The organism is Faecalibacterium langellae (assembly GCF_002549775.1).
GTDB classification, from domain to species: domain Bacteria; phylum Bacillota; class Clostridia; order Oscillospirales; family Ruminococcaceae; genus Faecalibacterium; species Faecalibacterium langellae.
This window is the reverse complement of the sequence record NZ_NMTR01000021.1, coordinates 558,830-583,744: the sequence shown is the minus strand read 5'-3', so window position 1 is coordinate 583,744 and position 24,915 is coordinate 558,830. Positions and strand designations below refer to the sequence as shown.

At 59.1% G+C, this 24,915-nt stretch carries 23 protein-coding genes; 5 read left to right on the top strand and 18 right to left on the bottom strand.

From position 1 onward, the window contains the following. Positions 1–98: 98 nt before the first annotated feature. The 8 genes from CGS49_RS11225 to CGS49_RS11190 form a co-directional block, all read right to left on the bottom strand. Positions 99–644, bottom strand: a complete 546-nt coding sequence (locus CGS49_RS11225) for a Gx transporter family protein (protein ID WP_097801890.1) — start codon at positions 642–644, stop codon at positions 99–101. A gap of 13 nt (positions 645–657) precedes the next feature. After that, positions 658–2,550 carry an ABC-F family ATP-binding cassette domain-containing protein gene (locus CGS49_RS11220; RefSeq protein ID WP_097801889.1) on the bottom strand — a complete coding sequence of 631 codons (1,893 nt, stop codon included), beginning with the start codon at positions 2,548–2,550 and terminating at the stop codon, positions 658–660. A gap of 35 nt (positions 2,551–2,585) precedes the next feature. Continuing rightward, the gene (locus CGS49_RS11215; protein ID WP_097801888.1) at positions 2,586–3,326 is read right to left on the bottom strand and encodes a YjjG family noncanonical pyrimidine nucleotidase; all 741 of its coding nucleotides are present in this window, start codon (positions 3,324–3,326) and stop codon (positions 2,586–2,588) included. 97 nt (positions 3,327–3,423) lie between these two features. Beyond that, positions 3,424–3,645 carry a hypothetical protein gene (locus CGS49_RS11210; protein WP_097801887.1) on the bottom strand — a complete coding sequence of 74 codons (222 nt, stop codon included), beginning with the start codon at positions 3,643–3,645 and terminating at the stop codon, positions 3,424–3,426. A gap of 55 nt (positions 3,646–3,700) precedes the next feature. Next, positions 3,701–5,569 carry an SGNH/GDSL hydrolase family protein gene (locus CGS49_RS11205; RefSeq protein ID WP_097801886.1) on the bottom strand — a complete coding sequence of 623 codons (1,869 nt, stop codon included), beginning with the start codon at positions 5,567–5,569 and terminating at the stop codon, positions 3,701–3,703. A 40-nt stretch (positions 5,570–5,609) separates the two neighbouring features. Then, the gene (locus CGS49_RS11200; RefSeq protein WP_242975450.1) at positions 5,610–6,263 is read right to left on the bottom strand and encodes an HAD-IA family hydrolase; all 654 of its coding nucleotides are present in this window, start codon (positions 6,261–6,263) and stop codon (positions 5,610–5,612) included. A gap of 152 nt (positions 6,264–6,415) precedes the next feature. Beyond that, on the bottom strand, positions 6,416–6,748 hold the full coding sequence (locus tag CGS49_RS11195) for an alpha-helical endospore appendage domain-containing protein (protein WP_097801884.1): 333 nt from the start codon (positions 6,746–6,748) through the stop codon (positions 6,416–6,418). A 68-nt stretch (positions 6,749–6,816) separates the two neighbouring features. Then, positions 6,817–7,119: a YerC/YecD family TrpR-related protein gene (locus CGS49_RS11190; RefSeq protein WP_097801883.1), complete on the bottom strand. Its 303-nt coding sequence runs from the start codon at positions 7,117–7,119 to the stop codon at positions 6,817–6,819. Between the two features lie 687 nt (positions 7,120–7,806). Between CGS49_RS11190 and CGS49_RS11185 the strand changes: the two genes are divergently transcribed. Beyond that, positions 7,807–9,534, top strand: coding sequence for a carbon starvation CstA family protein (locus CGS49_RS11185; RefSeq protein ID WP_097801882.1), 1,728 nt, complete (start codon positions 7,807–7,809; stop codon positions 9,532–9,534). 714 nt (positions 9,535–10,248) lie between these two features. Here CGS49_RS11185 and tsf read toward each other — a convergent pair. The 4 genes from tsf to CGS49_RS11165 all read right to left on the bottom strand — a co-directional run bounded on the left by tsf (position 10,249) and on the right by CGS49_RS11165 (position 14,537). Next, the gene (gene tsf / locus CGS49_RS11180) at positions 10,249–11,172 is read right to left on the bottom strand and encodes a translation elongation factor Ts (protein WP_097801881.1); all 924 of its coding nucleotides are present in this window, start codon (positions 11,170–11,172) and stop codon (positions 10,249–10,251) included. A 48-nt stretch (positions 11,173–11,220) separates the two neighbouring features. Then, a complete protein-coding gene (gene rpsB, locus CGS49_RS11175) occupies positions 11,221–11,943 on the bottom strand; it encodes a 30S ribosomal protein S2 (protein ID WP_097801880.1) in 723 nt (240 codons plus the stop codon). 203 nt (positions 11,944–12,146) lie between these two features. After that, complete coding sequence (locus CGS49_RS11170) at positions 12,147–14,084, bottom strand: LTA synthase family protein (protein ID WP_097801879.1); 1,938 nt, start codon at positions 14,082–14,084, stop codon at positions 12,147–12,149. A gap of 153 nt (positions 14,085–14,237) precedes the next feature. Continuing rightward, positions 14,238–14,537 (bottom strand): PRC-barrel domain-containing protein, encoded by a 300-nt coding sequence (locus tag CGS49_RS11165; protein WP_097801878.1) that lies wholly within the window; start codon positions 14,535–14,537, stop codon positions 14,238–14,240. 137 nt (positions 14,538–14,674) lie between these two features. On the opposite strand from CGS49_RS11165, the gene CGS49_RS11160 reads away from it, so the two are divergent. After that, positions 14,675–15,289, top strand: a complete 615-nt coding sequence (locus CGS49_RS11160) for an HAD family hydrolase (RefSeq protein WP_097801877.1) — start codon at positions 14,675–14,677, stop codon at positions 15,287–15,289. Between the two features lie 69 nt (positions 15,290–15,358). Here the strand turns inward: CGS49_RS11160 and CGS49_RS11155 are convergent, their stop codons facing one another. From CGS49_RS11155 to CGS49_RS11130, 6 genes are all read right to left on the bottom strand, one after another. Beyond that, positions 15,359–15,517 carry a DUF1540 domain-containing protein gene (locus tag CGS49_RS11155; protein WP_097801876.1) on the bottom strand — a complete coding sequence of 53 codons (159 nt, stop codon included), beginning with the start codon at positions 15,515–15,517 and terminating at the stop codon, positions 15,359–15,361. Between the two features lie 58 nt (positions 15,518–15,575). Continuing rightward, the gene (locus CGS49_RS11150) at positions 15,576–15,932 is read right to left on the bottom strand and encodes a nitrous oxide-stimulated promoter family protein (protein ID WP_097801875.1); all 357 of its coding nucleotides are present in this window, start codon (positions 15,930–15,932) and stop codon (positions 15,576–15,578) included. 329 nt (positions 15,933–16,261) lie between these two features. Beyond that, positions 16,262–16,678, bottom strand: a complete 417-nt coding sequence (locus CGS49_RS11145; protein ID WP_097801874.1) for a flavodoxin — start codon at positions 16,676–16,678, stop codon at positions 16,262–16,264. 154 nt (positions 16,679–16,832) lie between these two features. Next, positions 16,833–17,597, bottom strand: a complete 765-nt coding sequence (locus CGS49_RS11140) for a heparan-alpha-glucosaminide N-acetyltransferase (RefSeq protein WP_179859070.1) — start codon at positions 17,595–17,597, stop codon at positions 16,833–16,835. A gap of 128 nt (positions 17,598–17,725) precedes the next feature. Next, positions 17,726–18,277, bottom strand: coding sequence for an NADH peroxidase (locus tag CGS49_RS11135; protein WP_005926148.1), 552 nt, complete (start codon positions 18,275–18,277; stop codon positions 17,726–17,728). A 287-nt stretch (positions 18,278–18,564) separates the two neighbouring features. Then, entirely contained in the window at positions 18,565–19,926 is a 1,362-nt protein-coding gene (locus tag CGS49_RS11130; protein ID WP_097801872.1) for a uracil-xanthine permease family protein, read from the bottom strand. A gap of 396 nt (positions 19,927–20,322) precedes the next feature. Here CGS49_RS11130 and CGS49_RS11125 point away from each other — a divergent pair, with 396 nt between their 5' ends. From CGS49_RS11125 to CGS49_RS11115, 3 genes are all read left to right on the top strand, one after another. After that, positions 20,323–21,444 carry a cysteine desulfurase family protein gene (locus CGS49_RS11125; RefSeq protein ID WP_097801871.1) on the top strand — a complete coding sequence of 374 codons (1,122 nt, stop codon included), beginning with the start codon at positions 20,323–20,325 and terminating at the stop codon, positions 21,442–21,444. 11 nt (positions 21,445–21,455) lie between these two features. Next, positions 21,456–22,319: a tRNA 2-thiocytidine biosynthesis TtcA family protein gene (locus CGS49_RS11120; RefSeq protein ID WP_097801870.1), complete on the top strand. Its 864-nt coding sequence runs from the start codon at positions 21,456–21,458 to the stop codon at positions 22,317–22,319. Positions 22,320–22,498: 179 nt separating this feature from the next. After that, a complete protein-coding gene (locus CGS49_RS11115; protein WP_097801869.1) occupies positions 22,499–24,682 on the top strand; it encodes a CRISPR-associated helicase/endonuclease Cas3 in 2,184 nt (727 codons plus the stop codon). The last annotated feature ends 233 nt before the right edge of the window (positions 24,683–24,915 follow it).

The following is a 24,915-nucleotide window of genomic DNA, read 5'->3' as shown; positions in this document are numbered from 1 at the left end:
GGCAGCCCTGTAAGATCGGGTATCTATTAAAATTGTGGGTTGTTTCCTTATTATACTGATTTCCGGGCAAAATGCAACTGTGGTGCATGGACGGTTGGTTATTCTCCCCGCTTTTCCTGGGTGGAAAAGCCCATTTTGCCCAGAGCAGGCAGAATGGCTTTCAGGGTGACGGAGGTCAGCGCGCCCATCACAAGGCCCAGCACCAGCATGACCGGTGCATAGTAGAAGGACAGTGACGACGAGATGATGACGCCCGCGCCCAGCAGCTGCCCCACGTTGTGGGTCAGCGCACCGCACACCGACAGGATGAACCAGGTGGGCCGCACCGGCAGCAGGTAGTACAGCACCCACATCACCAGCAGCGAAAGCAGGCCGCCGCACAGCGAGAGGAAGCCCGCTGTGAAGCCGGACACCAGAAACACGAACAGCGCCTTGAGCACATCCAGCACCAGTGCCTGCTTTGGCCCCATGAAAAACAGCGCATACATCACTACGATGTTGGCAAGGCCCAGCTTCATGCCCGGCAAAAGGCCCGGGATGGTGAGTGTGCCTTCAATAAAAGACAGCGCCATGGCCAGCGCAAACAGCAGGCCGGAAAGCGCAATGTGCCGTGTTTTTTCATAGCTGCGTCGATTCCTTGGCATTCTGTCCCCTCCTTTATTCTTCGGTCTGGCTCTGCTCGTAGCTTTCCTGCTCCTCCATGGCGGCCTCCCAGGCGGCGAACAGTTCTTCCTGATGGAACCGCAGGTCGCTCAGCTCGTCACTTTTCTGGCGCAGCAGGTCGGGGTCGTTGTACACCTCCGGGGAATTGATCTCGTTGTCCAGTTCCACCTCGCGGGCACCGCAGGCCTCCATCTCATCCTCACAGGCTTTGATCTTGGCCCGCAGCTCGGCGCGGCGGCGGCGCTGCTCCTTGCCGTAACCGGCTTTGGCGGGTTCGGCGGCCTTCTGCACGGCAGGTGCCGGGGCGCTGCGGCCCATCAGGGCATCGTAGCTGGGGTAGATGGTGGCCTTGCCGTCCTCGAGATACAGGATCGGGCAGGCCAGGCTGTTCATCAGGTGGCGGTCATGGGTCACTAGCAGCAGCGTGCCGGTGTAAGCCATGAGGGCCTCGGTGAGGTTCTCGCGGGTGTAGATGTCCAGATGGTTCGTGGGCTCGTCGAGGAACAGCAGGTTGGGCCGTTCCAGCACGATCTCCGCAAAGCGCAGGCGGGCCAGCTCGCCGCCGGAAAGCGCTTCGCAGGGCTTGAACACCGTCTCGCCCCGGAAGCCCAGCTTTGCCAGATGGCTGCGCACTTCCAGCTCGGTCATGCGGGGGTACTTGTTCCAGATGACATCGATGACCCTGCCCTGCCCCAGACGGTTCTGCTGCTGGGCAAAAATGCTGGGCCGTGCACCGGTGCCCAGCCGCACCATACCGCCGGAGGGGCGGCGCTTGCCGTCCAGCACCTGCATCAGGGTGGATTTGCCCGCGCCGTTGGGGCCCGCGATGATGAGCCGTTCGCCACGGCACACCGTGTAGGTGAAGGGTTCCAGCAGGGTGCGCTCCCCGATCCGGATGGTCAGGTTCTTGAGCAGCACCAGCTCATTCCACGGCTCTACGTCATATTCAAAGCGGAACTTGAGCTGGTTCGTCTCGTCCTTGGGAGCTTCGGTGATCTCCAGCTTTTCCAGCTGCTTGCGGCGGCTCTGCGCCATTTTGGTGGTGGAGGCGCGCACAAGGTTGCGGTCCACGTAGTCCTGCAGCTTTTCGGCCAGCGCCACATCGGCGTCGTGCTGCTTCTGGCGCAAGGCATCGGCGGCTTCCTTCTGGGGCAGGTAGGTCGAGAAGTTGCCCTTGTAGGTGGTCATGGTCTGGAAGGATACCTCCCAGATCTTTGTACACACGTTATCGAGGAAGTAGCGGTCGTGGCTGACCACCAGCACGGCCCCGGAGTAGCCCTTGAGGTAATTTTCCAGCCATTCCATGGTGGCAAAGTCCAGGTGGTTCGTGGGCTCGTCCAGAATGAGGACATCCGGCTTTTCCAGCAGCAGCTTTGCCAGACGCAGCCTCGTCAGCTCACCACCGGAGAGCACCGCAATGTTCTTTTGCCAGGTATCCTGCGCAAAGCCCATGCCGGACAGCACCTTTTTGATGTTCACATCCATGTTGTAGCCGTCGGCTGCATCCACGATGTTCTGCAGCTGGTCGTGCTGGGCCAGCAGGGCAGCGTCTTCCGGCGCAGCGGCCATGCGGCGCTCCAGGATCTGCATCTGCGCCATGGCGTCCAGCACCGGCGCAAAGGTGGAGCGCATCTCGCCGTAGATATCCAGCGTCGGGTCCAGCTTTGCGTTCTGTTCGAGGTAGCCCAGCGTCACGCCATGGGTCACGCTGAACTCACCCTCGTAATCCTGATATTCGCCGGTGAGGATCTTCAGCAGGGTGGTCTTGCCCGCACCGTTCTGGCCCACGATGCCGATGCGGTCCTCTTTCTCGACGCTGGCCGTCACATCGTGCAGGACGATCTTTTCGCCAAAGCTCTTGCCTAGTTTTTCCAAATGTATCAGCATAGTTTTATGATTCCGTTCTCCATCCGCTTATTGGTTCAGCACTGGTGGCGGCGGTTCTTCAGGCCCACATTGGCCAGCTCGTCCGACTCCATCACCAGCGGATACAGTTCTTCCAGGCTTGCGATCTCGTAGGTGGGCACCACCTTGCCGGGGTTCTCGGCGTGGTTCGGGTTGAACCAGCAGGTGTCAAGGCCCGCGTTCACGCCGCCCTGGATGTCGCTGGTGAGGCTGTCGCCCACCACCAGCACATGCTCGCGGTTCTCCACGCCAAGGGCGCGCAGGGCCGCATCAAAAATTCTGCGGCCGGGCTTTTCGCAGTCCATCTTCTCGGAGACGAACACGTCCTCCATAAAGTTCAGGATGCCGGATTCTGCCAGGCGGCGGGTCTGCACCTTCTGGAACCCGTTGCTCACGACGGCCAGCGTTGCCACCTCGGAAAGCTCCCGCAGCACATCCAGCACTTCCGGCCCCATCAGGTCCGGGTGGGTGGAGAGCTGTTCCAGATAGAAGCGGTTCATCTCCGCGCCGTCACCTGCCGCGTCGATGGCCTTGAGGAAGCGGGTGAACCGCTCCGCCATGAGCTTTTCCCGCTTGATCTGGCCTTTTTCCAGCGCGCGCCAGAGTTCCTCGTTGATGGTGCGGTAGGTCTGCACCGTCTCGGCGTCCGGCTCGATGCCGTAGTTCACCAGCGTTTCGGCCAGTGCCTTGCTTTCGGCTGCATCAAAGTTGAGCAGCGTGTTGTCTGCATCAAACAATACACAATAATACTTTGCCATAGTTTTTCCCTCTTTTCCCTTCTGCACGGGCCGCATTTGCCCGGGCGTTCTACAACAGGGAGAAGCCAGCCCTACCCCAGGCAGAGCTGGCTTCCGATCATTCTGAAACGATTTGATACGTCTGTGCGTCGGTTTGTTCCGGGTCATTGTCCGGGCAGGTGGTTTTTGCGTCACACGGGGTGGAAGCACATTTCTGCATTTCCTCCTCCAGTGCACCATTGTCCACATTTTCCCAATCGGTGCCGTAGTAATCCACGTCGCCGTCGGTCACATCCTCTGCGCCCGGCAGACCCGGGACGCGGGGTTCTTCACAGAGCATGGAAACGCCTCCCTTCCTGCCAGCCTATGCGGCGCAGGGCGGGAAGGTTCCCCGCTCAGGAGCGGGACGCCTGCTGCTCTGCCGAGTCGTTTTCGGCCTCGGTGCTGCCGGAAGCACTGCTGCTTCCAGAAGTGCTTGCCGACGTGCTGTGGGACGAGCTGCCCGACGAAGAAGCAGAGGAGCTGTGGGAAGCGCTGTTGCTCTCCGAAGTGCTGTGCGACGAAGAAGCAGAGGAGCTGTGGGACGTGCTGGCGCTGCCGGAAGAAGAACTGCTGCCGGAGGACGCCGTGCTGTGCGAGCTGCTGCTCTCAGCACCGTTCGAAGCACTGTTGGAGCCGGACGAAGCCGTGGAGGAAGATGTAGTTCCGGAGGAAGCTCCGGAAGAACTGCCCGACGATGCGCCGGAGGACCCGGTGCTGCCGGACGAGCTGGAAGACGAACTGGACGAACTGGAGCTGCCGGAAGCTGCCGGTGCACCGGCCACCATCACCTCCAGCGTGTTGCTGGTCACGGTGCAGTCGTTGTAGGTCACCACGGCCTGGATCTTGAAGGTGGTGCCCTGCATCTCCTCGGTGATGAGCACCGGCACACTGGTCTGACCGGCCGCCCGCGTGACCTCGGTGCCGTTCGTGTACCAGCGGATAGAGGCGGAATCCAGATACTTGCCGCTGATCTTGGCGGTGAAGGTGCAGTGGCTGCCGACCGTCGCCTTGCCGGAACTGCTGATGTGGATGGACGCTGCGGAGAACACCGCCGTCACATCCAGGTTCTGCTTGAAGTTCGAGTCTGTGCGGGTCCTCTGGGTGACGCCGTCGCTCCACTTGACGAAGACATAGCCTTCCTGCGGCACGGCCGTCACGCTGACGGACTGTGCACTGCTGGTGATGTCATAGGCCAGCGAGGACTTTCCGGTGTCGCTGCCGCTGGTCAGGCTGCCGCCGCCCGTCTTATCGACGCGGTACTCTGCCGTGAACTGCACTGCTTCCTCCGAGGAGGCTGCTTCCGAGCTGGACGCGGCCACAGCCGAACTGGGGTCAGGGGTGTACTCCGCACGGGCCGGGATGTTGCTGGTATCCGGGCGGCGGTCCTCGCTCTCATAAGCGTGGGTGCGCACATAGCTCAGCAGAGCCTTGAGACCTGCGGAAGTCAGGTGGATGTCGCCGGACTGATAGTAGTCCGCGCGGCCATAGCCGTTGGCGTCCTTCAGGGCTTCGGCGCTGTTGAGGAACTTCAGACCCTTCTGTTCACACAGCTCCAGCAGCGCCATGTTGAAGTCGTCGATCTTGGTCTGGTCCATGTTGGGGTAGTTGGAGTGGTCGGCGGGCACCGGCGGCACCGTGTTGACGATGATGTCCGTGTACTCATAGCTTTGCTGGATGGCCTCCACCAGCGCGGTGTAATTCGCAATGAACTCATTCACCGACATGCCGGTATCGTTGGTGCCCAGCATGATGACCACGCGGCGGGGCTTCATTTTGGCCACTGCCTGGGCGATGGTATAGGCGTTGTTATCCTTTTTAAAGGTAACGATCTTTTCCGAGAGGGCGGCCGAGGTGCCGATGCCCGTCTGCGCGCAGAACTGCTGCAGGCTGATCAGGCCGCTGGCATACAGGCGCACCGTGTTGGAGTCGCCAATGAACAGCGTTTCGTCCTGGTAGGCCTGGCCGGCATCTGCTGTCTCCTGCAGCAGGGCGCTGGAGGTCTCATTGATCTGATAATGATCCGAGATATCGTCTTCGCCCGGCACCAGCTCCTGGCTGCCCGGCTCCTCGCTGGGCACCGAGGGCGTCTTGCCGCGCCGAATCAGTGCAAGGGTGATGCCGGTGGTCAGCAGGACCGCCAGCGCACACACGATGCACACCAGCACGGCCTGCTTCTGCATGGGGGTAAGCGACTGCTTTTCCGGTTGTGTATTCTGTTTCATATCTCTCACCATTCTCTTTTTATCGGGCACTGGTGCGGCCTTACGCCCGGCCGTCCAGCAGCTGTGCAGCAAGGTCGGCACAGCTTTCGGCCAGCAGCACCGGGTGGAAGGGTTCCAGTTCTTCCCTGCTGCCGTAGCCGTACAGCGCACCGGCGGCATCCAGGCCGCAGTCCGCTGCGCCGCGCATATCGTCGCTGCGGTCGCCCACCATCAGCACGCGCTTGCCCTGCAGCATGGGCTGGGCCAGCACATAGCGCACGACGTCCGTCTTGGTATCGCGGCTCTCGTCCATGGACGCGCCGCCAATAAAATCAAAATAGTCTGCAAGGCCCTTTTCTTTCAGGATCGGCGTAACGACCCGCGTGGGCTTGGAGGTAGCGGTGCACAGCACAAGGCCCGCTTCCTTCAGGCGGCGCAGCATCTCGGCTGCGCCCGGATAGGCGGCACCCTCATGGCTGCCCTTGACGGCGTAGCTTTCGCGGTAAAGCTCGGTGGCCTTTTCAATGAGGGCCGGGTCGGTGAAGTGCTCGCCAAAGCTCTTGCGCAGCGGCGGGCCCAGGTAACGGCGCAGGTTGACATTCGTGGTGTCCACGCCCATCTTATCAAAGACTTCTTTTAATGTATTTATGATACCGGGAGCGGAATCGATCAGGGTCCCGTCCACATCAAACAGGATCGCATCGTAGTTCAGCAATTTGTAAATTCCCTCACTTTCATGGTGATACATTGTATAGTATAGCACAGATTGCCCGCATCAGCAATTCCAACAAATGGTTTTTCTCAAATTTATACAATTCTGCAGACAAAAAATGCCCGCCCGGCATCCGGGCAGGCAGGCTTGCGCGCTCAGCAGGCAGACGACGTATCCGTACCTGCAGGCGGGTAATACAGATTGTTGGAGATGAACTCCAGCTTATCCTTGAGCACCAGCTCAAGGTTTGCCACGGCATGGACCATGTTGGTGGCCGAGTCGTTCACTTCCAGCAGCTTGCACAGGTCCAGGCCGTCCAGTTCCATGGCGGCATTCATCTTGCGGCTCTCGGCGCAGAGGATGTGGCTCAGTGCGTTCTCCTGCAGAGCGATGCTCTCCACCAGGTCGATGACAGCCTGGTCCAGCGTGACCTTGGGCAGGCAGGGGCATGAACACTCGGTGCGGGGGCAGTTGGTCGTATCAGACATAGCAGTTCCTTCCTTTCGGTGCAGATGGGCTTCATACGCCCCATTCTATGCCCCGGGAAGGGCCGGTGTTACGGCTGGGTCTGGCGCACCTTTTCAATGGTCGCGCGGTAGCCGCCGGAGCCATACTGGATGCAGCGGTTGATGCGGCTGATGGTGGCCGTGCTGATCTCCACTGCCTTCACGATCTGGTCGTAGGTGCTGCCGTCCAGCAGCAGCTTTGCGGCTTCCAGCCGCTGCGCCATATCGGAGATCTCCTTCACGGTGCACAGGTCTTCAAAGAAGTTGTAGCACTCCTCCCGCGTTTCCAGGCTGAGGATCGCGTCGAACAGCGCATCCGTCGTGGGGTTTCTTCTGGAATTTTTCTCTGCCATAGCCGTCTCCTTGTGCCTTTTTCGGGAGGCATCCCCTGTTTTTCCATTGTATTTATCGCTTTGCTCTTTCGCATCATCACTTTAGCACATCAAAGTGTGAAAGTCAAGTGCTTTGTGTGAACTCTTTTCATTCGTGGATGTGTATAGTTTTTTTCGTTTCACGCATGAACAAAAATCATCTAAAAATTATTGCAGAACGCTTTCCTGAATTAGTGCATCCTCCGAACTTGTGCCAAAGATATTGACAATCTGTGAATTCCGCACTAAAATACGGACAATCATTCGGCAAATGCGATGAACAGGACATGATTCTTTGCAGCACCCTCTCCCAGAGAGCCGCCCATCTGATGCAAGGGCGGCAGTCAGGAGCAAAGCGTTCTCCCCTGCGAGCAGCCTGTGTGAACAAAGGCGCTGACCCCGCCTTCCAGTAATGCATGGCCGTTTTGCCCACGTTACGGGGCTGCGTATATATGTACGCTGGGAGTGGCTGCCCTGTGCAGCAAACGAAGTGGTACCGCGGAGTATTCCATACACAATGTGCAGTGTATGTGAAGGCCTTCGTCTTCGATGGTTCGTCCCAAATGGAACGAACACAGGAGGACGGGGCCTTTTTTACACCCTGCCGCCGCAAAAGAGCCCATGCCGCTGACATTTGCCGGATGCCAAGAAAGGAAAGAGGTAAAAACAATGAATACGCTGGTCATCGTATTGATCGCAGCCGTGTGTCTGTTTGGCGCTTATATGCTTTACGGCCGCTGGCTGGCAAACAAGTGGGGCATCGACCCCGCTGCCAAGACCCCGGCAGTTGTCCATGAGGACGGCCGGGACTATGTGCCCACCAACGGCTGGACGGTGTTTGCTCACCAGTTCAGCTCCATTGCCGGTGCAGGCCCTGTTACCGGTGCCATTCAGGCCGCTGCCTTCGGCTGGCTGCCGGTGCTGCTGTGGGTGCTGCTGGGCGGCATCTTCTTTGGTGCCGTGACCGACTTTGGCGCTCTGTATGCTTCCGTTAAGAACGACGGCAAGAGCATGGGTATGCTGATCGAAAAGTACATCGGCAAGACCGGCCGCAAGCTGTTCCTGCTGTTCTGCTGGCTGTTCTGCGGCATCGTCATCGCTGCCTTTGCGGACATGGTTGCCGGCACCTTCAACGCCTTTGGCGCAGACGGCGCAATGGTCGAAGCCGCCAAGACCAACGGCGCTGCCGGTATGGTTTCCATCATGTTCATGGTGTTCGCCGTTGTCTTTGGCCTGCTGCAGAAGAAGTTTAACTTCTCCGGCTGGAAGGAAAGCGTTATCAGCATCGTGTTCATCGTGCTGTCCTTTGTCATCGGCGCAAACCTGCCCCTGATCCTGGGCAAGGCCGCTTGGAGCTACATCACCTTCGTATACATCTTCTTTGCCGCTGTGCTGCCCATGTGGCTGCTCAAGCAGCCCCGTGACCACATGACCACCTTTATGTTCGTGGCCATGATCGTGGGCGCTGTGGTTGGCCTGCTGGTTGCACACCCCACCATGAACCTGCCTGTGTTCACCGGCTTTACCAACGAAAAGCTGGGTACCATGTTCCCCATCCTGTTCGTCACCGTGGCCTGCGGTGCAGTTTCCGGCTTCCACAGCCTTGTTTCTTCCGGTACTTCCTCCAAGACCGTTGATAACGAGAAGGATATGCTGAAGGTCGGCTACGGTGCCATGATCCTTGAAAGCCTGCTGGCTGTTCTGGCTCTGTGCGTTGCCGGTGCTGCCGCAGCTGCCGACGGCACCCCTGCCGCCGGTACCCCGTTCCAGATCTTCAGCCGCGGCGTTGCCGGTTTCTTTGAGATGTTCGGCGTGCCCGCTTACGCTGCCACCGTGTTCATGACCATGTGTGTTTCCGCACTGGCTCTGACCAGTCTGGATGCCGTGGCCCGCATTGGCCGCATGAGCTTCCAGGAGCTGTTCAGCGTGGACGACATGGAGCACGCTGAGGGCTGGCGCAAGCTGCTGTGCAATGTGTACTTCTCCACCTTCATCACGCTGGTGTTCGGCTTCATCCTGACCAAAATCGGCTACGCCAACATCTGGCCGCTGTTCGGCTCTGCCAACCAGCTGCTGAGCGCACTGGTGCTGGCTACCCTGTGCGTGTTCCTGAAGGTGACCGGCCGCAGCAACAAGATGCTGTTCCCCCCGCTGATCATCATGCTGTGCGTCACCTTTACCGCACTGGTGCAGCGCCTGATCGCTATGGTCAAGGCCATCAGCACCGCCGCTTCTGTTACCATCCCTGCCGGTGAGACCACTTGGGGCGCTGTGTTCATCGCAAACGGCCTGCAGCTGATCCTGGCTGTGCTGCTGATCGTTCTGGGCCTGAACATTGTGTTCCACTCCTTCTCCGCTTACAAGAAGGCTGAGCACAACAGCGAAGCAAAGGCCTGATTGCAGATTTAGGCATCGCTTAACGGAATAAGCACAACGCCGCTGACGGCTTCAAAACTGTCAGCGGCGTTTTTGTTTGCGGTGTTTACGATTTAGAATGCCCTCCGTTTCACTCTGGGCATAACAGATGTATATTTATTTTTTGTTATGTATTATAGAAACGACTGCGGTCGTTTCTATAACACTTTTTCACGGGAAGGGACCTAAAGGCAAAATTCATTTTTAACGTCAATTGCGATCGATCTTACGGTCTCATTCGCGAAAAGCGACGTAAACGCTGCACAGCATTTGCTGATAGACATGCATCTTCCCGATGGGGCCCCTTCTCGTGAAAATGTGTTTGGAGCGGCCCGCAGGCTGCAACGGCGACGACCGCCGCCAGTGGCAAAGACTTCCCCCGGCCGGGGGAAGATGGCGAAGCCAAAAAGGGGAATACAGGGAGAAGCTGTTGGGGCAGCGGCCAGCAAGACGTGAGTGCCGTTCAAGGCACGAAACGAATGCTGGGTGCCGCAACTCGTAGACAAACACGAAATATAAATAAAACTTCCGCTATTATTGTCAGAGCGAAGCGGAGACAATTCTAAATCGTGTACTTTCCCTTCCCTGCTCCGCAGTAAAGCCCATTCAAACAAAGATACCACAAACAAAAAAGGAGCCGCAGCGCCCTGTTACGGGTACTGCGGCTCCCAATTCAACCTTGGAATGGAAGTTCAATTACTTCACCATGCTTGCAACTTCAGCAGCGAAGTCGTCAGCACGCTTCTCCAGGCCTTCGCCCTTCTGGAAGCGGGTGAACTTGACGATCTTGATGTCGCCGCCCAGGTCCTTTGCGACCTTAGCGGTGTACTGAGCAACAGACAGGTCGCCGTCCTTGACGAACTCCTGATCGACCAGGCAGTTCTCCTTGAAGAACTTCTTGATCTTGCCCTCGATCATCTTCTGCTTCACGTTCTCGGGCTTGTTGGCGTTCTTGGGATCCTGGGCCATCTGAGCCAGCATGATCTCCTTCTCCTTGGCCACGACCTCAGCGGGGACAGAAGCCTCATCGACGTAGCCGGGGTTGGCAGCAGCGACCTGCATAGCAATGTCCTTGCCGTAAGCAACGAACTCGTCCTTAGCATCGATGCCGTTGGTGGTCTCGAAGTTGACCAGAATGCCGTGGGTGCCGCCGCCGTGGACGTATGCAGAGCAGACGCCCTCGTAACGGACGAAGCGGCGAACCTTGATGTTCTCCTTGATGACCAGGATCAGGTTCTTCAGAGCCTCGTCCACGGTCTCGCCGTTCTCGGTCTTGCAAGCCATCAGAGCCTCGACGTCAGCGGGGTTCTGCTTCATGATGACCTGAGTAGCTTCCTTGACGAAAGCAACGAACTTGTCGTTCTTGGCAACGAAGTCGGTCTCAGCGTTGACTTCGATGACAACACCGACCTTGCACTCGGGGCAGTAATCTGCGTAGACCATGCCCTCAGCAGCGGTACGGCTTGCCTTCTTTGCAGCGGTAGCCAGACCACGCTCGCGCAGGATCTCGATTGCCTTCTCGAAGTTGCCGTCAGCCTCGGTCAGAGCCTTCTTGCACTCCATCATGCCGCAGTCGGTCTGCTTGCGCAGTTCCATAACGTCCTTTGCAGAAATAGCCATTTTCGTATTCTCCCTTACACGTTATTTTGTTGTTTGTGGGATGGGAAATCAGGCGTTTGCTGCATCCTCAGCGGGAGCGGCCTCCTGGTTGCCCTGCTTGCCTTCCAGCACAGCGTCAGCCATAGCGCCGGCGATCAGCTTGACAGCGCGGATAGCGTCGTCGTTGCCGGGGATGACGTAGTCGATCTCGTCGGGGTTGCAGTTGGTATCAACGATAGCCACGATGGGGATGTTCAGCTTGCGGGCCTCAGCAACAGCGATGCGCTCCTTGTGAGGATCGACGATGAACATAGCCTTCGGCAGGGTCTTCATGTTCTTGACGCCGCCCAGGTACTTGTCCAGCTTCTCCATCTCCAGCTCCAGCTTAGCCACTTCCTTCTTGGGCAGCAGCTCGAAGGTGCCGTTCTCCTTCATCTTAGCCAGCTGATCCATGCGGTCGATGCGCTTGCGGATGGTGCGGAAGTTGGTCAGCATACCGCCCAGCCAGCGAGCGTTGACATAGTGCATGCCGCAGCGCAGAGCCTCGTCACGGATGGACTCCTGAGCCTGCTTCTTGGTGCCGACGAACAGGATGTCGCCGCCCTCAGCTGCAACTTCCTTCACATAGTTGTAAGCCTCGTCCAGCTTCTTCACGGTCTTCTGCAGATCGATGATATAGATGCCGTTGCGCTCGGTGAAGATGTACTTCTTCATCTTGGGGTTCCAGCGGCGGGTCTGGTGACCGAAGTGCACACCTGCCTCGAGAAGCTGCTTCATAGAAACGACTGCCATAGTAAAAATACCTCCAGATATTGTTTTGCCTCCGCACACCGTGATCCTTGGCCGTATCGGACGGCTTCGGACTGCCCTCCACTCCCTGCGGAGCACAAAAGGGCATAGTGATGCGTGTGTAATGCTTTGTTATAATATCACAAATAAAAGCCGGTTGCAAGAGTTTTTCTCTGTTTTTTACAAAGAAATCGTCTGTTTTTCGCTCATTTGCCTGTATCCACGCCGCTCAGACCCGCAAGACCCATGCGTTTGAGGGCGTACCCCTTGCCGAACATCAGGTCGTACTGCAAAAACCACTGCTCATTGCTCCACCGCTGCTGGAACTCGGTAGGCTCGGTGGTGGTCGTGCCGTCCAGGTTCATGGTGGTGCCGCGGGTATTGGTGCGGCTGGCCACCCGCAGCTGCCGGTTCAAAAACTGGAAGTAGAGCGGCTCGTCCAGCCCGAAGATGTCCATCATGACCGGCGAGATGTCATAGGCGGCGATGGTGCCAAGGTCCACCTGCTGCTGGCTGTAGTTGGACCACATGAGCAGCGTGGTCTGGTGCAGGCGCGGGTCCGAGCTGGAATCGCTGGCGTAGCCGGTGGTGGTGTAAACATCGTAGTTGGAGTCGATGGGGTTATAGTGATCGCCCCAGAACACCAGAATGACCGGCTCGTCCACCTGCGAGAAGTATTCGGTCAGCTTGCCCAGCATGGCATCTGCATCCCGGATGCCGGTGGCGAAGTCTTCCAGCGCGCCCACGGTGCTGGCCGACATGCCCGCCGGGTGCTTGAGCACCTTCACCCGCTCGTCGTCGGGGTAGTTGTCCTTATTATAATTGGTATGGTTCTGCATGGTGACCGCGTGCAGGAAGATGGGCTCGTTCGAGGAAGCGCTCATCTTCTCGTACTGCTGGATGATCTGGTCGGCCATGGAATCGTCGGTGACAAGGCCGCTGGTCCAGTAGTGCTTGCGCACTTTGTTCACGCCATGCATGTCTTCCAGGCTGATGAAATCCTCAAAGCCGAGGTTGGGGTAAGCCTTATCGCGGCTCCAGTACTTGGCCCAGAAGCAGTGCACCGCCGCCGTCTGGTAGCCTTTGAGCCGCAGGTAATTGGGCAGGGCGAACATGGGTTTGGTGACATGCTGCTGGTAGGGCTTGCTGCCGCTGGGCAGGAAGGACACCGAGTAGCCGGTGAGAGCTTCAAACTCCACGTCACAGGTGCCGCCGCCGAAGCTGGGGCTGTAGGCCCGGCCATAGGCACTGGTCTGCTGCAGGGCGTGCAGGTTGGCGGAAACGTCGGTGTCGAACTCGATGCCGTACTGTTCCAGCTCCGACACATCCCAGTAGGATTCGTCCATCACATAGATGATGGTGGGCTGCTTTTCCTGCTCGTCCTTCGGGGTAGTGGCGCTGTAGCTGGTGGAATAGAGCGGGCCGGTGCTGAAGTTCCGGCTCTCGTCCACCTTGTCCAGCAGGTCGTCCACCGTCTCCTCGGAATAACCCTCCGGCTTGTCGATCTCCAGATTGGTCAGGTTGGTCATAAAGCCGGTGACGACGCCGTAATAGCGGTAATAGCGGTCCTGCATCCAGGCGTCCGGCGTGATGCCCAGCACCTGGGTGACGGCGGGCTGCAGATACACGCCGAACACCAGCAGGCAGATGGCGGCAGCGGTGGCCGCACTGCCCGCCAGACGGGGCAGCCACCGCTGCTTATGCCGCCCGCGGTACAGGAAAAAGCTGCCCACCATCAGCACCAGCACCACGACGATGGTGACGATCATGCTGGTCTGAATTTTGATGCCGGCCGCCGAGGCCACCCCGGCAGCCTCGGACACCTGCATCAGATCCCACGGCAGAAAGGGCTCACCGCGCAGCTGCAGGGTGTAGAAGTTCACCGCGCAGGGCGCACAGCCCAGCACCGCCATGCCCAGCGTGGACAGCGGTGGAAAGCGGAAGATCCAGTCCAGCAGCATCCACACCAGAAACAGCAGCAGCCAGGCCAGAAGATAGGCCCCGATATGCGGGAAAATAAAGCTTACAAATGTATCAGCGGTCAGCGACCCGCGGGCGATCCACTCGCCCAGCAGCAGCACGATGAGCGATGCCGCCGCAGGGAACACCATCCGCAGGGTCAGAAGCGGTTTGGGAGTTTTCATTGGTCTGTTTTCCTTTCCACGATCCGTGTTTTCAACGTCATGAAAGCCCCGGCAGGGCTTGAAAGAACGATTTCTCTATGCTTTTTGCACAAAGCTTCTGCGATTATTATAGTCACTTCTCCGAAAAAGTCCACCCCTGATTTTACAAAAAACTCACATTCCCAGCGTTTTCTTTACCTTCTGCCAGAAGGTCAGCTCCTGCGCCTGCGGGGGCGGTTCCGGCAGGGCCGTGTGCACAAGGATGGCATCCGTGCCGATGGTCTCGATCTCCTGCCAGGGGATGGTCAGGCTCTCGTCCCGGCCCAGCAGCCCGAACAGCCGGGGCCGCCCCAGCAGGATCAGGCTCTGCAGCCGGGCGGTGGCCGGGTCAAAATCAAGATCATCGGCCCGGCCAAGGCACACGCCGCGCTCCAGCTGCACGACCTCTTTTTCACACAATTCCCGGATGGTCACGGCACCTCTCCCCTTTCTGCCACAGCATACGCCGGGGCGGCATTTTCTATGCCAAAGGGGTGGAAAGCACCCGCCCGGTTGTGGTATACTATGGAAAATATCTGAGAAAACTATCCAATACAAGCGAGGCGGCAGTTATGTATAAAAGCATTATTTTTGATATCGGCGGCGTGATGGTCGATTTTGACCCGAAAGCTTATCTGGTGGACCGGCTGTGCAGTGCCGAGATGGAGGAAAAGGTCTACGACCTCACCTTTGGCAGCGAGGAGTGGAAAAAGCTGGACGCCGGGCTCATCTCCCGCTTTGAGGGCAATGCCACCATGCTGAAGAATGCCCAGGCCGCCGGGTGCGAGTTCGAGGTGCAGGGCGTGCTGGACGACTGGACCCACATCCTGCGGCCCCGCCACCGGATGATCGAGCTGGTGCGCCGCCTGAAGAACCACGGCTACTGCGTCTATTACCTGAGCAATATCCCCGAGGACATCCTGGAACTACTGACCGCCCGCGGCGTGCTGGACCAGTTTGACGGCGGCGTGGCCTCCTGCGAGGTGCACATCAACAAGCCCGATGCCCGCATCTATCAGGCCCTGCTGGACAAATACAGCCTGAAGGCGGACGAGTGCGTCTTCATCGACGACAACCTGGCCAATGTGCAGGCCGCCTTTGCGCTGGGCTTTGCCGGCATCCAGATGAAGGAGAGCGTCGGCACGCTGGTGCGCAGCCTTGCCACCTGCAACGTGACGCTGCGGTAACTTTACAGTACAACGAAAACAGCTCCCGCCGGAGGAATGCTCTGGCGGGAGCTGTTTTGCGTCAGGGGTTTACTTTTTCTCGTAGTTCTGGCAGTAGTGCGGGGTCTCCACCTGCTGGGTGGTGCAGGTGCACTGCTCCGTCACTTTGATCTGGGGCAGGTCGCACTTGCAGCCGCCAACATTGTGGCAGCACTCGCAGACATCACAGGTCACGCCGATGTTTTCCATGTTTATCACCTCTCTGCCCTTAGGTTGCCCCGGGTGCAGAGGCTTTATGCTGGAAAACTCAGCCAGCCTTTTGGGCTTCGCGCTTCGCCTTGAGGGTCACCGCCACATGCTTGAGGGAAAGCACCGGGTGCACCGGCAGCATCCGCGGGCCGGCCCAGCGCATGACAGCGCGGATCTTCTCCCGCATTTCCGGCTTGTAGCAATGCACCTTGCAGGCCGAACAGAAAGTCTTTGTCTCCATGAACGGGCACCGGTCGATGCGGGCCAGGGCATAGTCGTGCAGCTGCTGGCACTCCGGGCACAGGCTGCCTTTGGGGGTGCCGTGCTGTTTGCGGCAGTAGAGAGCGATCATCTCGCTGACCAGCAGCTTTTCCTCTGCGCGTTTTTTGTCCAAATTCTTCGGGGCCTTCGACATCGGGTCCGTTCCTCCTGATCTTCACCTTCTGCTTTTCCGGGCCGAACGGATCGCAGCGCGGCGCACCGCACCACGCAGAAATGCAAAGCCTACCGTTACACCAATTGCTGCAGCCACTGCCATACACACCGCCTTTTCAAACGAAAAACGGCAGGAGCACAGGCTTTTTCCGCCTGCTGTCCCCTGCCGCCATTTTGCATTCTGTACAGGGTCTGCTGCGCCCGGAAAAGTTAGAGTCTTCTAACTTTCAACCTTATAAAAACGCCGACACGCGGCATTTTTACAGTTTAGCGCACCAGACCTTTTTTGTCAAGAGAAGCTTTTCCGGCTTACCATGCAGCCAGGTCTGCGCCCAGCTTGCGGCAGGCTGCCTGAACATCGTCGTCCGGTGCCTCGTTGCAGATCAGGCCTTCGCCGTTCAGCACCTGTGCGCCGTCACCCTGCGCACGCTCGACCCAGTCACGCATCCACTGGCCGTCGCCCCAGCCGTAAGAACCGAACAGGGCGATCTTCTTGCCGTTCAGGGAGCCCTCCAGGTCAGAGAACATGGGCTCGAACTCGCTCTCCTCCAGCTGCTCGGCGCCCATTGCGGGGCAGCCAAAAGCCACTGCATCAAACTCAGCCAGCTTTGCAGCGTTCATCTCGCCGCAGGGCACGATGGTGCCGTTTGCGCCCTCTGCGACGCAGTTTGCCATGGTCTCGGTGTTGCCGGTTGCGCTCCAGAATACGACTGCTACTTTGCTCATAAAAGATCGACCTCTCTCAAATCAATATTAGTTAGATATCTCTAACTTTATGTTCCGTGAAAACGCGTCTGGAACTGCAGACGCGCTCTCCTAACGGTTAGCTCTCTCTAACCACTGATAGGATACCACAGCTGACGGGCCATGTCAAGCCTTTTTAGTGAAAAATTTGGAAGATGACCCAAAGCACCCCAAAGATGACCGGCTGATGCAGCAGATACAGCACCAGCGAATGCCGCCCCATCCAGCCAAGCGGGGCGCAGACCGAACGGCGCAGCGGTTCCATGCGTGTGCGGCCCACGACCCCGTGCAGGAAATAGCCGCACCAGAACAAAAACAGCCACGGCACCAGCGGGAAATAATCGGTAGAATAGAACCACCACGGGTAAAAACCCAGATAGGCCGTGAAGTAGTTGGCATACAGACTTTCCGGCAGGGCCAGCCGCAGCGCACCGATGCCGAGGTAGTGGTCCGCCGCATGATAGGTCAGCGCGAACAGCACCGCCGCCACGGCGAGACCGACAGCGGGCGGTACCTTTTTCAGCAGCGGTTCCAGCAGGCCGGTCAGCAGCATGGCCGAACCCAGCAGGGTGAGCACGCCGAAGACGACCCGGTCCTCCGGCATAAAGAGCAGCGTCACCGCCGTGACCAGCACCCCGGCTCCGAAGACCGTCGCGCCGCGCCGCAGAGTGTGGTGCCCCAGCGGCACGCAGAAGCCGGAAAGCAGGATGAACACCCAGCAGATGGATTGCTGCCACAGATGACCCGGCGTCGCGGCATACCAGTTCATCTGCACACCGAACAGGAACACCAGATCCCAGCAGGCATGATACAGCATCATGCTGACAAGGTCCAGTCCGCGCAGCTCGTCCAGCAGGGCGTAGCGGCCCGGGGCCGTTTTGTTTTTGGCAAGTTTCTCCATTCCCATTCCCCTTTTGTTCCCCATTTTTCCCAGTATAAGCCGCCGAGACGCAGGCTGTCAAGCGCAAAAAGCCCGCTGCAGGGCAATGCGTCCTGCAGCGGGCAGAATGGATGACTGGGGAAACCTGATCAGACTTCGGTGTTGAAGTAGCGCTTCAGCAGGCCCTCGAAGCCACGGCCGTGGCGGGCCTCGTCCTTTGCCATCTCATGGACGGTGTCGTGGATGGCATCCAGATTCAGAGCCTTTGCCTTCTTGGCCAGGTCCATCTTGCCGGCACAGGCGCCGCACTCGGCCTCGGCACGCATCATCAGGTTCTTCTTGGTGCTGTCGGTGACAACCTCGCCCAGCAGCTCGGCAAAACGGGATGCATGGTCCGCTTCCTCATAAGCATAGCGCTTGTAAGCCTCGGCGATCTCGGGGTAACCCTCGCGCTCGGCCACACGAGCCATAGCCAGATACATGCCGACCTCGCTGCACTCGCCCTCAAAGTTTGCGCGCAGACCGTCCACGATCTCCTGCGGCACGCCCTCGGCCTTGCCGATGCCCACCACATGCTCGGTGACGTAGGTGTTGCCGGTCTTTTCCACAAATGCAGAGGCCGGAGCCTTGCAGACGGGGCACTGAGCCGGGATCTCGCCTTCAGCAATATAACCACAAACGGTGCAAACATATTTCTTCATAAGAATAGACCTCCATCATTCTCTGTTTTTCTTTTGACCGAAGCAGCGGTGTTGGTACTCACCGGCGCTTCTCATGGCTCTATTATAGCGAATGATTCCTAGTTAGTCAAGGATAATTTTAAGAATTATTCCTACTTTTTAAAATCTGGCAGAGTCACCAAAAACACGGTTTGAATTTTAGTTCATTTGCCTTATGCACCCTTTCTGCGCCTATGCGAACCCAGCAGAAAAGCCGCCCTGCAGTGCGCAGAGCGGCTTTCGCGGTTTGTACTATTATAGTATAGATATCAGACCTGCAGGTTGCTGCTGGAAGCGGCCTCGGCACCGTCGGCAGCGTCGAATTCGTAGTCGTTGCCCGGCAGGATGGCGTTGAGCAGGATGCCTGCGATGGCAGCCACAGCCAGACCGGACAGGTTGATGGTGACGCCTGCGATGGCAAAGCTGACGCCGCCCACCGAGTTGAAGCCCAGAGCGCACACCAGAATGACAGCGGCCACGATCAGGTTGCGGCTGTTGGTGAAGTCCACGCGGTTCTCGACCACGTTGCGCACACCGATGGCGGAGATCATGCCGTACAGCACGAAGCTGATGCCGCCGATGATGCCGGTGGGGATGGTGTTGATGACGGCCTCAAACTTGGGGCTGAAGCTCAGGATGATGGCCAGCACAGCGGCAATGCGGATGACCAGCGGGTCGTAGATCTTGCTCAGAGCCAGCACGCCGGTGTTCTCGCCGTAGGTGGTGTTGGCCGGGCCGCCCAGCAGGCCGGCCATGGTGGTGGCCAGACCGTCGCCCAGCAGGGTGCGGTTCAGGCCGGGGTCATTGATGTAGTTGTGGCCAACGGTGGCGCTGATGGCGGCGATGTCGCCCACATGCTCCATCATGGTTGCCAGAGCGATGGGGATGATGGTGAACAGTGCGCTGATGAACTCGGGGCTGCCGTCGATGGCGAACAGGCCCATGGCCTCCTTGTGCAGGGGGATGCCGATCCAGGCTGCCTCAGAGATGCGCTGGAAGTCCACGGCACCGGTCACCAGTGCCACTGCATAGGACACCAGCACACCGATCAGGATGGGCAGGATCTTGACCATGCCCTTACCCCAGATGTTGCAGATAATGACCACGCCCAGCGCCACAAAGGCCAGCAGCCAGTTGGCTTGGCAGTTGGAGATGGCGGAGGGAGCCAGGATCAGGCCGATGGAGATGATGATGGGGCCAGTGACCACCGGCGGGAAGAACTTCATGATGCGGCGGATGCCAAAGGTGGAGATGAGCAGGCTGGCCACCAGATATACCAGGCCGGAGAAAGCGACGGCGGCACAGGCGTAAGGCAGCATCTTGGTGTTGGCCACGGTCAGGTTGCCGTCTGCATCTGCCAGCATGGGAGCCACGATGGAGAAGCCGCCCAGGTAAGCGAAGGAGGAGCCCAGGAATGCGGGCACCTTCTTTTTGGTGATGAGGTGGAACAGCAGGGTGCCCAGACCCGCGCACAGCAGGGTGGTGGAAACGCTCAGGCCGGTGAGCAGCGGCACCAGCACCGTTGCGCCGAACATGGCAAACATGTGCTGTACGCCCAGGATGAACATGCGGCCCGTGCCCAGCTGGCGCGCGTCGTAAATGCCTTTGGAGTAGTCGATTTTTTCACTCATGAGTTTTTCTGCCTCCTACAGAACTTCCCAGCCCAAAAAAAGAGGCACCGCCGTTGTTCAAACGGCAATGCCTCTGAAATTTGGGAACAATGATTCCGCCCGGAAAATGGAAAAAGCTGTGCAGCGCAGTCGGTGATTCGTGTGCAGCATGGTGCTCTCCCCTTTCCTTCAGGCTCTTTCCAAACAAAACTGCCGCCCAAAGCCCCGCAAAAGGCCGCTGGCAGTCTTTTTTGTGATTATAGCAGACTTTTTGCCGCTTCGCAACCGTTTTGGGCAATTCTCTTGGATTTCCAGCCCGGAAGTTTTGCGCCGCTCTCTTGCAATCCGGGCCAAAGCGCACTATAATAGAACCTGCTGCAATTTCCTACTATTATAATGTGTATCTCAGGAGGATCTATGATCTATCTGGATTATTCCGCGAACACGCCGGTGGATGAAGCCGTGCTGGCGCGGTTTTGTGAAATAGAGCGCCATTGCCCGGGCAATGCCAACTCCCGCCATGCGGCCGGTGCCGCCGCCAAGGCCGCCATCGACGAGGCCACCCAGAGCATCGCCCGCAGCCTGGGGGTGCAGCCCGCCGAGATCATCTATACATCCGGTGCCAGCGAGGCCAACAACTTTGCCATCAAGAGCATCGCCCGGCTGGAGCGCCACCACGGCAAGCACATCATCTCCACCCCGCTGGAGCATTCCTCGGTGAGCGGCAGCCTGACCGCTTTGCAGGAGCAGGGATACGAGATCGACCTTGTGGACATCCGGCAGGACGGCACGGTGGATCTTGACCACCTGAACGAGCTGCTGCGGCCGGACACCATTCTGGTGGCCGTCACCGCCGTGGACAGCGAACTGGGCGTGGTGCAGCCGGTGGCGGAAATCGCGGAACTTCTGAAAGACCGCCCCCACTGCCATTTTCATGTAGACGCCACCCAGGCGGTGGGCAAGCTGCCGGTTTCTTTCGACGGCATCGACACCATGAGCCTGACCGCCCATAAGTTCTACGGGCTGAACGGCATCGGCGTGCTGGTCAAGCGCCGGGGCCTTGCGCTGGAGCCCCTCATCCACGGCGGCGAAAGCACCACCATCTACCGCAGCGGCACGCCCACCGTGGCGCTGGCCTGCTCGCTGGCGCTGGCACTGGACAAGGCCGTGACCGAGCTGCCCGCCCGGGTGGAACACATCCGCGCCCTGAACGCCCGCCTGCGCACAGAGCTGGCAAAGTACCCCAAGGTACGCATCAACAGCCCGGAGCACGCCGTGCCGCAGATCCTGAACCTGAGCGTACAGAACGTGAAGGGCACCGTGTTCCAGCGAGAGCTGGACGCCAAAGGCGTGTGCGTCTCGGTCAAATCGGCCTGCTCGTCGGACGGCCTGCCCTCCCGGGCGGTGTTCGCCGTGAGCCATGACCGGCGCAACGCCCTGTCCTCGTGGCGCATCAGCCTGAGCCACCTGACCACCGAGGATGAGATCACCGGCTTTCTGCAGGCGTTCGATGCCTGTTACAACGCCCTGACCCAATAAAGAGGAGTATTATGAAGCGAGATTTGGAACCCTATCAGCTGATCGAACGCAGCATCATCAAAAAGTACCGGAAAGAACTGTGGACGCCCTTCATCGTGGCGGTCAAGCGCTACGAGCTGGTGCAGGCAGGTGACCGCATTGCCGTGTGTATCTCCGGCGGCAAGGACTCCATGCTGATGGCAAAGCTCATGCAGGAACTGCAGCGCCACAGCGACGTGCCCTTTGAGCTGGTGTTTCTGGTGATGGACCCCGGCTACAATGAGATTAACCGCCAGAAAATTGAGAGCAATGCAGAGCTTTTGCACATCCCGGTGACCATCTTTGAAAGCAACATTTTTGCCGTGGCCAACAACACCGACAAAAATCCCTGCTATCTCTGCGCCCGGATGCGCCGCGGCCACCTGTACAGCAAGGCCAAGGAGCTGGGCTGCAATAAAATTGCACTGGGCCACCACTTCAACGATGTGATCGAAACCACCGTCATGAGCATGTTCTACGGCTCCCAGCTGCAGGCCATGCCGCCCAAGCTCCATAGCACCAGCTTCCCCGGCATGACGCTGATCCGGCCCATGTACTGCATCCGGGAGGAAGATATCCTCGCGTGGAAGCGCTACAACGAGCTGGAATTCATCCAGTGCGCCTGCCGCTTTACCGAAAACTGCACCATGTGCGACAACGGCGGCGGCGGTTCCAAGCGGCAGGAGGTCAAGACCCTGCTGCGCCGCCTGAAGCGCGACAACCCCAACATCGAGAACAGCATCTTCCGCAGCATCCACGCCGTGGCGCTGGACACCATGCCGGGCTATAAGTCCGAGGGCGTGGAGCACAGCTTTCTTGAGCGGTTCAACGCCATGGAATCCCACGAAGAAGATTAAACCGTCCCTTTTCACCGCTCTCCCCTGCCCCTTCCGGGCGCGGGAGGGCGGTTTTGTTTTTGGCAGAATGCCGGGGAACGCGCTGCCCGTTTCGTGCAGAGCACCAAAGATTTTGCCATTTCTTGACAGCATTCCCAAAGCGCGGTATCGTTGGGGCAGATAGGAAAGGAGTGGCACGCATGAATTCAAATCCGGCACTTGCCCACATCAGCGAGGATAAAGCCCGCACACAAACCGTCTATGAGCACCTTTCCGGCACAGCTGACCTGGCCGGAGAGTTTGCCGCACCCTTCGGCGCAACGGAGGAAGCCCGCTTCGCCGGCTGGCTCCACGATATCGGCAAATACAGCACTGCCTTCCAGAAACGGCTGCTGGAAGACGGCCCCCGGGTGGACCACGCCACCGCCGGGGCGCAGGAAGCCATGAAATGCCGCCCGCCGCACCCGCAGGCGGCCTTTGCCGTTGCGGGCCATCACACCGGCCTGCCGGACGGCGGCAATCAGCGGAATGCGGACCCGGAGGACGGCACCCTGTTCGGCCGCCTGAAAAAGCCCGTGGAGCCTTACGGCGGCTGGCAGGAAGTGCCCCTGCCGCAAAGCGCCCCGCCCGCCTGGGCCAACCGCGACCCACTGGATTTTGCCTTCTTCACCCGGATGCTCTACTCCTGCCTGGTAGACGCAGATTTTCTTGATACCGAGACCTTCATGAACGGCCGGGCCGCGCCCCGCGGCGGCGGCGAGGGCATCCCCGCCCTGCTGGAAAAGGCCCGGACACAGGCAGAGCGCTATCTCGGCGCGGAGAGCACCACCCCGGTCAGCCGCCAGCGCAACGCCGTGCTGCAAGCCTGTCTGGACAAAGGGGCCCACGGGCCGCAGGGGCTCTACACCCTCACTGTGCCCACCGGCGGCGGCAAGACCTTTGCATCGCTGGCCTTCGCGCTGGAGCACGCCGCCGCGCAGGGCATGAAGCGGGTGATCTACGTCATCCCGTATATGTCCATCATCGACCAGACCGCTGCAAACTTCACAAAGCTTCTGGGGGAGGAAAACGTCCTTGCGGATTACTCCAGCGCCGAATACAAGACCACCAACACCGAAGACCTGACACCCGCCCAGTACCGCCAGCTGCTGGCCAGCGAAAACTGGGATGCGCCGGTCATCGTCACCACCGCCGTGCAGTTTTTTGAGTCGCTCTATGCCAACCGCAGCAGCCGCTGCCGCAAGCTGCACAACATCGCTGACAGCGTGATCATTTTTGACGAGGCACAGACTCTGCCGCTGGACTACCTCAAGCCCTGCATCAGCGCCATTGCCCAGCTGGTGCGGCATTACCACGCCACCGCTGTGCTGTGCACTGCCACCCAGCCTGCGCTGGAATCCCTTTTCAAGGAATTTGCCCCGGAACTGCGGATGCAGGAGATCAGCCCGGACACGGAAACGCTCTATGAGACCCTCCGCCGCACGACCATCCGGGACATTGGCACGCTGCCGCAGGAAGAACTTGCAGCACAGCTGGCCGCCCTGCCGCAGGTGCTGTGCGTGGTGAACCGCCGCAAGACGGCGCAGGAACTGTATGCTGCCCTGCCCGAAGAAGGCAGTTTCTGCCTGACCACCCTGCTGTGCGCCGCAGACCGCCGCCGCCAGCTGGAAGAAATCCGGCAGCGGCTGGCGGACGGCCTGCCCTGCCGGGTGGTGTCCACCTCCCTGATCGAGGCCGGTGTGGACGTAGACTTCCCCGCCGCCTACCGGGAGCAGTGCGGGCTGGACTCGCTGCTGCAGACCGCCGGGCGCTGCAACCGCGAGGGCCGCCGCAGCGCGGCAGAGAGCCGGGTATCCTGCTTCCGGCTGGAAGGCTGCGCGGTGCCGCAGATGCTGCACCAGCATGTGCACGCCCTGCAGTATGCCGCCCGCTGCCATGAAAATGACTATGCGCAGCTCAACACCCCGGATGCCATCCGCACTTATTTTCAGGAGCTTTACTTTGCACGGGGTGCCGAGGCACTGGACAAAAAAGGCATTCTGGATGCGTTCCGCCACGGCATTTCCGGCTGTCAGTTCCCGTTTGCGCAGGTGGCCACGGAATTCCAGCTGATCGAAACGCCCACCCGCACGGTCTATCTGCCCATCGGCGAAGGGGAAGCACTCTGTGCCCAGCTGCGCAGCGGCATGGTCAGCCGCAGTTTGTACCGCCGTCTGGGCACCTACAGCGTGGCCTGCTATGCGCCGCAGTTTGAAAAGCTGGACGCTGCCGGGGCGCTGGAACTGCTGCCAGAAGGCAGCGCCATCCTGACGGACCTGAACCAGTACAGCGCCAAAACCGGCCTTGCGCTGGACGCGGAGACCGGCATTGGCCTGTTTTTCTGAGAAAAAACAGCTGAAAACAGATAGAAGTCCTGTGTATCGGACTTTTGTTCCGGTAGAATACAGACAAAGAGAGAAGCGGCCGGGCAGCTTCTTCCTTTGCGGGCATCTGCGCTGCACTCCCCATTTTGCGTCACATACGCCAAACAAATTGACAGCTGTCTGCCTGTATGCCAAGATAACGCCAAAGACCTTTTTCATGAAGCTTGAAACAGAAAGGAGTGAACGTTATGGCT